This is a genomic window from Paracoccus sp. KKT209, from assembly GCF_055635455.1.
Genome location: NZ_CM145758.1, coordinates 2,970,843 through 2,983,579 on the forward strand (window position 1 = coordinate 2,970,843; position 12,737 = coordinate 2,983,579).

11 protein-coding genes are annotated in these 12,737 nt (G+C 70.0%); 4 read left to right on the forward strand and 7 right to left on the reverse strand.

Features of this window, described 5'->3' with window-relative positions; all coding sequences use genetic code 11:
- The first annotated feature begins 2 nt into the window (after positions 1-2).
- Positions 3-1,616: an AMP-binding protein gene (locus ACZ2G3_RS14750; protein ID WP_470396758.1), complete on the forward strand. Its 1,614-nt coding sequence runs from the start codon at positions 3-5 to the stop codon at positions 1,614-1,616.
- Positions 1,613-2,434, forward strand: coding sequence for a tryptophan 2,3-dioxygenase (locus ACZ2G3_RS14755; protein WP_470396759.1), 822 nt, complete (start codon positions 1,613-1,615; stop codon positions 2,432-2,434). Before ACZ2G3_RS14750 ends, ACZ2G3_RS14755 begins: the two co-directional genes overlap by 4 nt.
- A gap of 95 nt (positions 2,435-2,529) precedes the next feature.
- On the opposite strand, the gene ACZ2G3_RS14760 is transcribed toward ACZ2G3_RS14755, so the two are convergent.
- Both ACZ2G3_RS14760 and ACZ2G3_RS14765 read right to left on the reverse strand, forming a co-directional pair.
- Complete coding sequence (locus ACZ2G3_RS14760) at positions 2,530-3,252, reverse strand: GNAT family N-acetyltransferase (RefSeq protein ID WP_470396760.1); 723 nt, start codon at positions 3,250-3,252, stop codon at positions 2,530-2,532.
- Positions 3,249-3,989: a competence/damage-inducible protein A gene (locus tag ACZ2G3_RS14765; protein WP_419269365.1), complete on the reverse strand. Its 741-nt coding sequence runs from the start codon at positions 3,987-3,989 to the stop codon at positions 3,249-3,251. The genes ACZ2G3_RS14760 and ACZ2G3_RS14765 overlap by 4 nt, the downstream gene beginning before the upstream one ends.
- A gap of 109 nt (positions 3,990-4,098) precedes the next feature.
- On the opposite strand from ACZ2G3_RS14765, the gene map reads away from it, so the two are divergent.
- Complete coding sequence (gene map / locus ACZ2G3_RS14770) at positions 4,099-4,896, forward strand: type I methionyl aminopeptidase (protein WP_470396761.1); 798 nt, start codon at positions 4,099-4,101, stop codon at positions 4,894-4,896.
- On the opposite strand, the gene ACZ2G3_RS14775 is transcribed toward map, so the two are convergent.
- On the reverse strand, positions 4,897-5,505 hold the full coding sequence (locus ACZ2G3_RS14775) for a YqgE/AlgH family protein (RefSeq protein ID WP_419269369.1): 609 nt from the start codon (positions 5,503-5,505) through the stop codon (positions 4,897-4,899).
- Positions 5,506-5,608: 103 nt separating this feature from the next.
- Here ACZ2G3_RS14775 and ACZ2G3_RS14780 point away from each other — a divergent pair, with 103 nt between their 5' ends.
- The gene (locus tag ACZ2G3_RS14780; RefSeq protein WP_470396762.1) at positions 5,609-6,448 is read left to right on the forward strand and encodes a protein-disulfide reductase DsbD domain-containing protein; all 840 of its coding nucleotides are present in this window, start codon (positions 5,609-5,611) and stop codon (positions 6,446-6,448) included.
- Here the strand turns inward: ACZ2G3_RS14780 and ACZ2G3_RS14785 are convergent.
- Genes ACZ2G3_RS14785 through ACZ2G3_RS14800 form a run of 4 tightly spaced genes read right to left on the reverse strand, consistent with a single transcriptional unit; the run spans position 6,438 to position 12,733 of the window.
- Positions 6,438-9,791 (reverse strand): efflux RND transporter permease subunit, encoded by a 3,354-nt coding sequence (locus tag ACZ2G3_RS14785; RefSeq protein ID WP_470396763.1) that lies wholly within the window; start codon positions 9,789-9,791, stop codon positions 6,438-6,440. The two genes, ACZ2G3_RS14780 and ACZ2G3_RS14785, sit on opposite strands and share 11 nt — an antisense overlap.
- Complete coding sequence (locus tag ACZ2G3_RS14790) at positions 9,784-11,127, reverse strand: efflux RND transporter periplasmic adaptor subunit (RefSeq protein WP_470396764.1); 1,344 nt, start codon at positions 11,125-11,127, stop codon at positions 9,784-9,786. Before ACZ2G3_RS14790 ends, ACZ2G3_RS14785 begins: the two co-directional genes overlap by 8 nt.
- 49 nt (positions 11,128-11,176) lie before the next feature.
- Entirely contained in the window at positions 11,177-11,986 is an 810-nt protein-coding gene (locus ACZ2G3_RS14795) for a uracil-DNA glycosylase (protein ID WP_470396765.1), read from the reverse strand.
- A 39-nt stretch (positions 11,987-12,025) separates the two neighbouring features.
- The gene (locus ACZ2G3_RS14800; protein WP_470396766.1) at positions 12,026-12,733 is read right to left on the reverse strand and encodes a response regulator; all 708 of its coding nucleotides are present in this window, start codon (positions 12,731-12,733) and stop codon (positions 12,026-12,028) included.
- Positions 12,734-12,737 lie beyond the last annotated feature (4 nt).

A 12,737-nucleotide genomic window follows, 5' to 3' on the forward strand; every position in this document is an offset into this window, starting at 1 on the left:
TGATGCTGGGACCAAGCGGCCACGAAGATACCTTCACGCGCGACAACCTGCCCCCGCCGGAGGCCTGGCCGCGGATCGACCTGTCGGGTTACGACTATCCCGACTGGCTGAACGCGGGGGCGGAGTTGACGGATCGGATGGTCGATCGCGGCTTTGGCGACCGCGTCGCGCTGGTCGGCAACGGGCGGGCGCGGACCTACAAGGAGCTGTCGGACTGGACCAACCGGCTGGCCCATGCGCTGGTCGCGGATTACGGCCTGCGGCCCGGCAACCGGGTGCTGATCCGCTCGGCCAACAACCCCGCGATGGTCGCCTGCTGGCTGGCCGCGACCAAGGCCGGGGCGGTGGTCGTGAACACCATGCCCATGCTGCGCGCCAAGGAGCTGTCCCAGATCATCGACAAGGCGCAGGTGACGCATGCGCTGTGCGACACGCGGCTGATGGATGAGCTGGTGGCGGCGGCCAAGGGCTCGGCCACGCTGACCACGGTGGTTGGGTTCGACGGCACCGCGAACCACGATGCGGAACTGGACCGGGCGGCGTTGACCAAGCCGGTGCGGTTCGACCCGGTGCGGACCGGACGGGACGACGTGGCGCTGTTGGGCATGACCTCGGGATCGACCGGAGAGCCCAAGGCCACGATGCATTTTCACCGCGACCTGCTGATCATCGCCGACGGCTATGCGCGCGAGGTGCTGGGGGTCAGGCCGGAAGACGTCTTCGTAGGATCGCCGCCCTTGGCCTTCACCTTCGGCCTGGGCGGGCTGGCGGTGTTCCCGCTGCGCTTTGGGGCCAGCGCGGTGCTGCTGGAGAATGCCTCTCCGCCGAACATGATCGAGATCATCGAACGCCACCGCGCCACGATCTGCGTAACGGCGCCCACCGCCTATCGGGTGATGCTGCGCGCGATGGACCAGGGGGCGGACCTGTCCAGCCTGCGCGCGGCGATCAGCGCGGGGGAAACCCTGCCCGCGCCGATCTGGCAGGACTGGCACGACCGCACGGGCAAGCCGCTGCTGGACGGGATCGGCGCGACCGAGATGCTGCACATCTTCCTGACGAACCGGCTGGAGGACAGCCATCCGGGCTGCACCGGGCGTCCGGTTCAAGGGTATCGGGCGCGGATCGTGGACGATGCGGGCCAGGAGGTGCCGCGCGGAGAGATGGGGCGGCTGGCGGTCATCGGGCCGACCGGCTGCCGCTATCTGAACGACGCGCGGCAGGCGGATTACGTGCAGGACGGCTGGAACCTGACCGGCGACACCTTCTGGCAGGATGAGGACGGGCGGTTCCATTTCGCGGCGCGCTGCGACGACATCATCGTGTCGTCGGGCTACAACATCGCCGGGCCGGACGTGGAGGCCGCCCTGCTGGCGCATCCCGACGTTCTGGAATGCGCGGTGATCGGCGCGCCCGACGCGGAACGCGGCCAGATCGTCGAGGCGCATGTGGTCCTCGCCCCCGACGTCGCGCCGGATGCGGCGACCGCCGAGCGGTTGCAACGGCATGTGAAGGATGCGATCGCGCCCTTCAAATATCCCCGCCGGGTGGTCTTTTGCGACGCCCTGCCCAAGACCCAGACCGGCAAGATCCAGAGGTTCAGGCTGAAGCAATGACCATCGACCCTGCAGAAGAAGGCGCCCGCATGTCGTTCGACGGGCGCATGTCCTATGGCGACTATCTGGGGCTGGACCGCCTGCTGACGGCCCAAGCCCCCCTGTCGGACGCGCATGACGAGATGCTGTTCATCATCCAGCACCAGACATCCGAATTGTGGATGAAGCTGGCCCTGCTGGAGATGGGGGCCGCCCGCGCGCGGATCGCGGCGGCCGACCTGCGCCCGGCCTTCAAGATGCTGACCCGCGTGGCCCGCATCATGGAGCAGCTGAATTCCGCCTGGGACGTGCTGCGCACGATGACGCCGTCGGAATATTCGACCTTTCGCCCGGCGCTGGCCGAAAGCAGCGGGTTCCAGTCGCATCAGTACCGGATGATCGAATTCGTCGCGGGCAACCGCAACATGGCGATGATCGCGCCCCATGCCCATCGACCCGACCTGGCCGATGCCCTACGGGCCGAGGCCGCGCGGCCGTCGCTCTATGACGAGGTTCTGGGGCGGCTGCGGGCGGCGGGCTTCGACGTGGCCCCGCGCACAGCGCTGGACGCCCCCCACGCGCCGGACGCGGCGGCGCGGGCAGCCTGGCTGGCCGTCTATCGCGATCCGGCACGGTCCTGGGAACTGTACGAGCTGGCCGAGAAGCTGGTCGATTTCGAGGATTACTTTCGCCGCTGGCGGTTCAATCATGTGACCACCGTGGAACGGATCATCGGGTTCAAGCGCGGATCGGGGGGCACCTCCGGCGTGAACTATCTGCGGCGGATGCTGGACGTGGTGCTGTTCCCGGATCTGTGGGAGCTGCGGACCGAACTGTAGTTGGCAGGCAGGCAGCCGCGCCTGACCGGCCCTGGCGGGCCAAGGTCGCGGCTGTCAGTGGCGCCCGGACCTGCGGTCACGGTCGGTGCGACGGGTCAGGCGGGGCCGTAATAGGCGTAGCTGCCCACGACCGTAAAGCCGAGGCTGGCATAGGCGGCCTGCGCCGTGCTGTTCGCGCGGCTGACGGCCAGGCCGATGCGGGTCGCGCCCAGATCCTGCGCCCAGAAACCCGCCTGCCGCATCATCCATCCGGCAAGGCCCTGGCGTCGGAAGGCGGGCAGGACCTCGACCGCGTGGATCATGGCGACCGGCCCGTGCACGGCGACAAAGCCGGCACCCGCCGCGCGGTCGCGGATGCGGCCCAGCAGGGCGGCCTTGGGCTGGGGCACCCGCTCCATGACCGCCTGCCGCGCCGGGTTGATGGTCCCGGCCGCCCAGATCTGCCGCTGGATCGCCAAGGGCGGCCAGACGGCAAAGGCGGTGACCGGGGGCAGCGGCCGGTCCGTCAGCGCGGCGACGGGTGCCGCCATGACCAGCGTCGGGATGTGCGACCGGTAGCCGCGGTCCGTCAGCGCCGCGATCAGGCGGTCATCATCGTCCCAAGCCCGGAATAGCGGCGGCTGGTCCCACAGCGCGTGCTGTGCCTGGGCAGCGTCCAGGTCACCCGGTGCCCAGGGGCCGCAGACATGGGCGGAACTGACCCGCCCTCCTGCCCCGAGGCCGCGGCCGACCAGGAACCCACCGCAGCGGACGGTTTCCGCGGCGGGCCAGGTCGCCTCGAAGGCGTCCTCCAGCGCGGCGTCGGGCCGGCCGGTCACAGGCCGATCCGCGCCCGCAGTTCCGCCATGGCCTGATCCACCCGCCGGGCATCCAGACCGCGCACGACAAGGTTCGTGCCCCAGCCCGTCTCGTCCCGGAAGGGATAGGAGCCAAGCGACAGGTCGGCATATTCGGCGGCCAGGGCCTTCAGATCCTCGGCCACCTCGCTCTCGCCGCGCCGCACCTCGACCGACAGGGACTGGACCGGGCGCCCGCCGGGCAGGCGCGGGACCAGCCAGGCCACCATGGCACGGAACACCTCGGGCACGCCGGCCATCACATGGGTCGCGCCGATGGAAAAGCCCGGCGCCGCCGAAACGCCATTGTCGATCAGGGTGGCGCCGACCGGGATGCGGGCCATGCGCAACCGGTTCTCGTTCAGCTCGATCCCCATGCGGTCGCAGCGATCGGCCAGAAGGGCGCGGGCCTCCGGGTTCACCTCGACCGTGGTGCCATGCGCGGCGGCGACGGCATCGGCGGTGATGTCGTCATGCGTCGGCCCGATCCCGCCAGAGGTGAACAGCAGGTCGTAGTCGCCCCCCAGGGTGCCATCCAGCGCGCGGATCGCCGCCACGATCCGGTCGTGGTCGTCGGCCACGACGCGGATCTCGCGCAGGTCGAAGCCGGTAGCGGTCAGCACCTGGGCCAGGTGATGGGCGTTCCCCTCGCGGGTGCGGCCCGACAGGATCTCGTCCCCGATGACCAGGATCGCTGCGGTGGGATTGTCGGACTGCATGGGCACTGTCCCTTGGGCTGGATGCGGTTCCATCCTTCTATGCCCGCGCGAAGGGCTGGAACAAGTGGGCCTGCGCATCTATCTAGGGCCCATGAAGAAAGGATCAGCGATGGACGAGAGCCGTATCACCAAGGAAGGCATCCGCATCCACATGCCCGAGGATTTCGCGGGGATGCGGAAAGCCGGTGCGATGGCCGCGCAGATCCTGGACGAGGTCGGCCCCCTGGTCGAGCCGGGCGTGACCACCGGCGCCCTGGACGACTTCATCCGCAACCGGGTCGAGGAGCTGGGCGCGACCTCGGCCACGATCGGCTATCGCGGCTATCAGCATGCCAGCTGCATCAGCGTGAACCACGTAGTATGCCACGGCATCCCGGGCGACAAGCTGCTGAAGGATGGCGACATCCTGAACATCGACGTGACGGTGATCCTGGACGGCTGGTTCGGGGACACCAGCCGGATGTATGTCGCGGGCCGCGCGCCCCTGAAGGCGCAGCGCCTGCTGCAGGTGACCCATGACGCGCTGATGAAGGGAATCGAGGCGGTGCGCCCCGGCGCGACCTTCGGCGACATCGGGGCGGCGATCCAGACCTATGCCGAGGAGCGGCGGATGTCGGTGGTGCGCGACTTCTGCGGCCACGGGATCGGTCGGGTGTTCCATTCACCGCCGAACGTGCTGCATTTCGGCCGGTCCGGCAAAGGCCCGGTTCTGGAGGAGGGCATGTTCTTCACCATCGAGCCGATGATCAACCTGGGCCGCCCCGAGACCAAGGTCCTGGCCGACGACTGGACCGCCGTCACCCGGGACAAGTCGCTGTCGGCGCAGTTCGAACATTCGATCGGCGTGACCCCCGACGGCTGCGAGATCTTCACCCCGTCCGACAGGTTCTTTCCGACGCCGCGCTGATCAGGCGCGGCCGGCGGCCGCCGACAGCAGCGACGGGTCGATTCCCTGGGCGCGCAGCGCGCGGCTCCATTTGTCGTTATGCGAATGGTCGAAGATCAGGTCCTCGGCGCTGTCCCCGGTCAGCCAGCCATTGGCCAGCATCTCGGTTTCCAGCTGGCCGGGACCCCATCCCGCATAGCCCAGGGCCAGGATCGCCGGTTCGGGGCCGTTCCCCTGGGCCAGATCCTCCAGGATGTCGCGCGTGGTGGTCATCGCCAGCGCTTGGCCGATGCGCATCCGCCCCTCGGGGTCCTGGCCATGTTCGGCCACCTTGTGCAGCACGAAGCCGCGCCCGGGCTCGACCGGGCCGCCAAAGCGCACCTCGATTGGGCGGGCGCCGTCATGGGCCTCGATCCCCAGCTGCTCCAGCAGGTCGCCAAAGTCGATCTCGGGCAGCGGGCGGTTCAGCAGCAGCCCCATCGCGCCCTCGTCCGAATGCGCGCAGACCAGCACGACCGAACGTTCAAAGCGCGGATCGCTCATCCCCGGCATGGCGATCAGGATCTTGCCGGTCAGGTTCTGGGGGGCCGGGTCGCGCGGGCCCGGATGCGTGTCGAGAGGTGTGCTCATCGGGTCTCCTTTCCTGAATAGATGGGGATATCGGAGGCTGTTGCAAGGTTTGCGCGCAGTTGTGATTTCGCAGTCGGGGCACGCGGAGGCTATGGCTGGTCCCATGGTATCACATCCTCTGCCCGTCCTGGCCCTGTCACTTTGCCTGTCCGCCCTTGCCGCCGCGGCGCAGGACATTCTCGCCATGCCCGATGCCGCGGTCTCGGATGACATGCCGCCCGGTCTGGTGTCCGCGCGACTGCGTCCCGGCTGGACCGACGCGGCGGGAAACCGGGTTCTGGCACTGGAACTGCAGCTGGAGCCGGGCTGGAAGACCTATTGGCGCAGCCCCGGCGACACTGGCCTGCCCCCGCAGTTCGAATGGGAGGGGTCGCGGAACCTGGCCGAGGTGACCTTCCACTGGCCGGCGCCGCAGGCGATCCGGTCGGGCGAGCGGCTGGAGATGGGTTATCACGACCGTCTGCTGCTGCCCTTCACCGCGCGTCCCGCCGATCCCGGCCAGCCGCTGCAGGTGGCGGCGCAGGTGGAACTGGGCCTTTGCGAGAACATCTGCGTGCCGGTCCGGCTGGACCTCTCCGCCCCCGAAGCCGGCACCGCGCAGGATCCGCAGATCCTGGCCGCGCGTCAGGCCGAACCCAGGCGCCTGGACATGCAGCCGCCCTGCCGGGTGCTGCAGATCGACGACGGGCTGCGGGTCGAGGTGGGGCTGACGGGCGATGATGTCACGCTGGCGGCGGTCGAACTGCCCGGCCGGCCCGATGTCTGGATCTCGGGTGCCGATCTGGTGCAGGGGCAGTCGGGCCCGCAGGCGGTGGTCGAGATGGTGGCGCCGTCGGGCAAGCCCTTCGAGATGGACCCCGAGGGGCTGCGCCTGACGGTGGTGTCGAGGCAAGGGCCGGCGACGCAGGCGGTCGAGATGCTGGGCTGCACCCCTATCGGCTAGGGCGCTGGCGGGCCAGGGCCAGCCCCGTCCCCAGCATGATCGCCACCAGCAGCAGCGCATAGGCGCCCAGGCCCGCGGCGACCGAGGGTGCGACCGGCCACCAGCCGGGCAGTCCCAGATCCAGCGCGGGGACCAGCGTCACCGGCGCCAGCGTCGCGGCCAGCGCCACCAATGCCAACCCGCTGGCCCACCACATGCCGGCGCGCAGCGGCCTCGCGCGCAGGCTGCGCCGAAACCCCTGCCGCGCCCGCGCGACATCCGCGCCCACCGCCAGAACCGCCGGCACGACCAGCAGCACCAGCACCATCCCGAAGGCCAGGCCATAGGCCAGCGTCACCACCGTGGGCTTGAGGAACAGCGCCTGCGACGAGCGTTCATAGAGCAGCGGCGCCAGGCCCAGCACCGTCGTGGCCGTCGTCAGCAGCACGGGCCGGAAGCGGTCGGCCACGGCATCCATGATCGCCGGGCGCAGGCCCCGCGTCCGGCCATAGTCGTCCACGGTCGAGATCAGGACGATGGAATCGTTGATGATGATCCCGGCCATGCCGATCAGCCCCACGATCGAGAACATGCTCATCGGCAGCTGCCAGCTGGCATGGCCCCAGACCGCGCCGATCAGGCCGAAGGGGATCACCGACATCACCACGACGGGCCGCGTCCAGCTGGCAAAGATCCAGGCCAGCACCATGTAGATGCCCAAGAGTGCCAGGCCAAAGCCGGTCAGCGCGTCGCCCAGGAACTCTCGCTCCTGCTCGGCCAGGCCGGTGACGTCATAGGTGATGCCGAACCGGGCCGCGATGTCGGGCATCAGCCGGTCCTGCAGGTTCTGCGTGATCTCGGCCGCGCGGGCGGGATCGTCGCCCGAGATGTCGCCGGTGACCAGGATCATCCGCTCGCCATTCTCGCGCCGCACGACCGAAAAGCCGGCCTCGGTGGTGACGGTGACGATGTCCGCCAGCGGCACCCAGGCCCCCGATCCGGTGCGCATCATCATGCGGTCCAGAAAGTCGCCGCGGCGCTCCTCCTCGGGCAGCTCGACGGTGATGGCGCCGGTGCGGGTGCCGACAGGAAAGGTCGCGGCCTCGATCCCGCCCAGGCGCTGGCGCAATTCGCGGGCCAGCGCCTGAGTGGTGAAGCCAAGCGCCTCGCCTCGCGGCGTCAGCTGCAGGGCCAGCTCCTCCTTGTCGTAATCCATGCTGTCTTCCAGCGCAGACACCTCAGGGAACTGCGCCAGGCGCTGCTTCAGCGCCTCGGCCGCCGCCTTCAGCCGCGCCGCATCCGCCCCCGTCATCCGGACCGAGATCGCGTCGCCCCCCGGCCCCGACCGGAAGCCGCGAAAGCTGATGGTTTCCAGCCGCGGGTCCGAGGGCATGGCCTCCTGCAGGGCAGAGACGAATTCAAAGCTGGAATAGGGGCGGAAATCCGGATCGATCAGCTCGATCTGGACCGCGCCCAGCAGGTCGGCATCCTTGGTGTCGGCACCGGGCAGCGGGCGCCCGGAATTGCCGCCCACCTGGGTCATCACATGGGTGATGGGATTGATGCCAAATTCCGCCGCATATTCCGCCGCGACGCCTTCGACCGCCTGCTGGACCAGGCCCATCACGCGCAGCGTATCCTCGCGCGTGGCGCCCGGCAGCATCATGAAATTGCCCGAGACGCTGCCCTGTTCGGGCGAATCGAAGAAACGCCAGGGCACCTTGCCGGTCATCAGCGTCGCCGCCGACCAGGACAGGCCCACCAGAACCAGCGCCAGCACCGCATAGCGCGCCACCAGCACCAGCCGCGTCAGCGGGCGTATGATGCGCCCCACGAACCGGTCCAGCACCCGGTTCACCAGGATCGAGGGGCGGTCGTACCAGCGTTCCTTCGCGCTGTGGGCCAGGGCATGGGCCATGTGGTTCGGCAGGATCAGGAAACATTCCACCAAGGAGGCGACCAGAACCAAGATCACCGTCAGCGGAATGTCGGCCACCATGCTGCCAAAACGGCCGCCGATCAGCATCAGGCCCGCAAAGGCGATGATCGTGGTCAGCGTGGAGGAGATCACCGGCGCCGACATCCGCATGGCGGCCCGTTCCGCCGCCACCACGGGGGCCTCGCCCAGCTTGCGGGCGCGATAGTCGGCATGTTCGCCCACCACAATCGCGTCGTCGACGATGATCCCCAGCGTCAGGATCAACGCAAAAAGCGAGATCATGTTGATCGTCATGCCGGTCGCGTACATCAGCGCGACCGCCGCCAGCAGAGCGGCCGGAATGCCCGCCGCCACCCAGATCGCGGTGCGGGCGTTCAGGAACAGGAACAGCAGCCCCAGCACCAGCCCCAGTCCCAAAAGCGCGTTGTCCAGCAGCAGCGACAGTCGGGCCGAGATCAGCTCGGCCCGCGCCCGGATCAGCTCCATCGTCACGCCCTGGGGCAAGGTCGGCGCCATCTGCGCCACGGCGGCCTCGACCTCCTGCTGCATCCCGATCGCGTCGCCCGAGGCGTTGCGCTGGACCGCCACCGTCACCGCCGGGTTGCCGCGCACGAAATAGGCAATGTCGCGGCCGATGCCGCTGTCGGTCACCCGCGCCACCTGGCCCACGGTCAGCTGGCTGCCGTCGGGCAGGGCCTTGAGGACCAGCGCCGCCACGGCGGCCGGGTCGCGGGTTTCGGCCCCGGTGCGCACCCGCGCCGTCCCTGAGGCGACATCCCCCGCGGGCGTCGGCGCGGCCGCGGCCCCGATGACGGCCGCCACCTGCTCCATCGTCAGGTCGTGGCGCACCAGCTCGGCCATGCGCAATTCGACCTGCGTTTCGGGGGCCGAGAGGCCGGTGACGGTCAGCCGCGTGACACCGCGCGCATAAAGCCGGTTGGTCAGGTCGTCCGCGATCCGGCCCAGCTGATCCAGCCCGAGAGGGCCGGTGATGACCACATCGGCCACGGAATCGCGCCAGGCGCGGCGGGTGACCTGCGGGTCCTCGGTTCCCTCGGGCAGGTCGCCGGCGGCCGCGACGGCGCTTTCAACCTCGGCCGTGGCGCGGGCCATGTCCCAGCCCGGCTCGAATTCCAGCCGCACCCGGGCGCTGCCCTGGCTGGCCTGGCTGGAGGTCAGCGCCACGCCCTCGACCGCCATCAGGGCCGGTTCCAGGACGCCCACGACGGACCGGTCCACGTCATCGGCCCCAGCCCCGTCCCACCGCACGGTCACGTCGATCTGCTGCACGACCGTGTCGGGAAAGAACTGCGCGCGCAGGCGCGGCGCCGAATAAAGCCCCGCCACCACCATCACCGCCAGCACCAGGTTGGCCAGCGTCGCATGGCGGACGAACAGCGACAGCAGGCCCCGGCCCTCAGCCACGGCTTTCACCGCTCTCGCGGCGCACCTGCTGTTCCGGCCGGGCCTCCGAACGGTCGGCCTCGTCCTCGGCCGCATCCCGGACCTGGATGCCGATCCCCAGCTGGGGCGCCCGTTCCGCCACGATCCGCGCCCCCTCCAGTGCGGCGGGCACCGACACGATCACGTCGTCGCCCTGGCGCCGCAGGACGGTCACCGGGACCGAGGTCAGCCGGTCATCCTCGGCCAGGACCAGCAGGGCGCTGTCGGCCCCCACGGCCGCGGCGGGGATCCGCGCGGCATCGGGGATGACGGGTTCCGCAATGGTCACGGTCACGAAATCGCCCGGTCGCAGCGCGTCTCCGCCTTGGGTCAGGCGCGCATAGACGACGCGCCCGGCGCCCCCCTCGGCCACGGATGCGGCTGAACGCTCCAGCCGGCCTTCGGCGGTCAATCGCCCCCCACCGCTGTCCAGCGCCACCGTCACCGCATGATCCTGCAGGCTGCCGCCATCGCCCACCAGCCGCGAGAACTGGTCCAGCGACAGCGGAATCTGCACCTCCAGCGCATTGGGGTCGATGATCAGCGCCAGCTGTTCGTTCATGCCGACAAGCCCGCCTTCGACCGCCGTCACGGCGGTCACCCGCCCGTCGAAACCGGCCCGCAATTCGGTATCGGCCAGGGCTCGGCGCGCCTCAGACAGGGTGATTTCGGCCCGGCGCAGGGCATTGCGGGCGGCGGTCACGGCGCTTTCGGCATTGGCCAGGGCGGCCCGACGGCTGATCACCGCCTGTTCGGCCGTCGAGGCGGCCAGTTCGGCCGTCTCGCGGTCGGCGCTGGTGCCCAAGCCGCGGCCGGACAGTTCCACCTGGCGGGTGACGGCGCCCTCGCGCAGGGTGGCCTGACGCTCGGCCGCGGCCAGATCCTCGGCGGCGATGGTGACGGTCCGGCGCGCATCCTCCAGCGTGGCCTGCGCGTCGTCACGCTCGGCCTGGCGGCTTTCCAGTGCAGCCTGGGCCGCCGAGGGGTCGATCCGCACCAGCAGCTGCCCTGCCCGGACCGTGCCGCCTTCCTGCAGCGCCGGGTCCAGCATCACGATCCGGCCCGCCGACCCGGCCCGCAGCTGCAGCTGCCGCCGCGACTGGACCTGGCCAAAGACCTGCATCTGCGGCTGGATCGGCTGCGGCGTCAGGGTGATGATGCGGGCGGCATAGACCTGTTCGGACGGGCCCCGCGACGGCGCTTCGCCGCCGCGGCGGGCATCGACCGCCTGCCACAGCTGGAAAACCGCCAGAAACAGCAGCGCGATCGTCAGGAAGGTCAGGAACAGCCCCATCAGGCTGCGGGTCAGAAAGCGCATGCGGTCATGTCCATGTGGCGGACGTTACCGCATGATGCGGAAACGGAACCTAAACGGAAAGCGATTCCAGCCGCGCCGCAAGGGACAGAAGGTCGCCCCAGGCCTCGCGCTTGGCGGCCGGGTTTCGCAGCAGGTAGGCGGGATGGGCCATGGGCAGGGCCGGCCGCCCGAAGGCCTCGACCCAGTGGCCCCGCAGGCGCAGGATGCCGCGTTTCTCCAGCGCCGCCTGGCAGGGAATGTTGCCCATCAGCACGATCACCTCGGGTGCGGCCAGTTCGATGTGGCGCCGCAGGAAGGGCAGGCTGACGGCGATTTCATCGGGGCTGGGGTCGCGGTTGCCGGGCGGGCGCCAGGTCAGCACGTTCACGATATAGAGCGCGCGTTCGGCATCGACCGCATCGCGGGCCAGGCCGATGGCCGCGAACATGCGGTCCAGCAGCTGCCCGGCGCGGCCCACGAAGGGGCGGCCCTGCCGGTCCTCCTCGTCGCCCGGAGCCTCGCCCAGGACCAGGACGCGGGCCTTGGGATTGCCGTCGGCGAAGCAGAAGTTGCGCGCGCCCTTCTTCAGCTCGATCCCGTCAAAGGATTCCTGCGCGGCGGCCAGCGCCTCCAGGCTTGCGGCGCCCGCCGCCAGGGCCTCGGCCTGGGCCAGCCGCGCGGACAGGTCGTCGTCCAGACCGGGCAGAGCCGGTGCCGCGGCCCGGACCTGGGCGGGCGGCAGGTCGGGCGCGACCCGGGCCGGCAGGTCGAAGCGGTCCACGGGCGCGTCCAGCATCGGGACATCGACGCCCATCTCCAGCTGCCAGTCCAGCAGCGCCAGCGCCGTCTCGGCGTCCAGCTCGAATCCCTGATATGTCATGTGGTCCATCACCGGCGCAGGCTAGGCCCTGCCGGGGCCCTAGTCCACCACCAGCATGTAGCCGGTGCCGCGGACCGTCTGCAGAAAGCGCGGCTCGCGCGGGTCGGGCTCGATCTTGCGGCGCAGGCGGGTGATCTGCACGTCGATGGCGCGTTCGCTGTTCTCGCCCTCGTCACCGGTGCCGCCGCGACCCAGGTCGTCGATCAGGTCGGCGCGGCTGACGGGCTGGCCCCGGCTTGCGGCCAGACGCCGCAGCAGCGCCGCCTCGGTGCCGGTCAGGCGCAGGGGGGTATCACCGCTCCACAATTCGCCCTTGTCCGTGTCATAGCGCAGCGCGCCCAGTGTCAGGTATTTCGGCTGCGCGACCTCGACCACCGGCACGCGGCGCAGGATCGCCCCGATCCGCAGCAGCAGCTCGCGCGGCTCGAAGGGCTTGGCCAGGTAATCATCCGCGCCGCTTTCCAGCCCCATGATGCGGTCCTCGGTCTCGCCCTTGGCGGTCAGCAGCAGGATCGGCGTGTCGATGCGGCGCCGCAGGTCGCGGGTCAGCGCCATCCCATCCTCGCCCGGCATCATCACGTCCAGAACGATCAGGTCGAATTCCAGCCCCGCTAGCAGCCGCCGCGCCTGCGCGGCATCGCGCGCCATGCTGACCATGTAGCCGTTCTTGCGCAGGAATTTCCCCAGCAGCGCGCGGATGCGTTCGTCATCGTCGACGATCAGCAGATGGGCATCGGGTTGGGTCATGTCG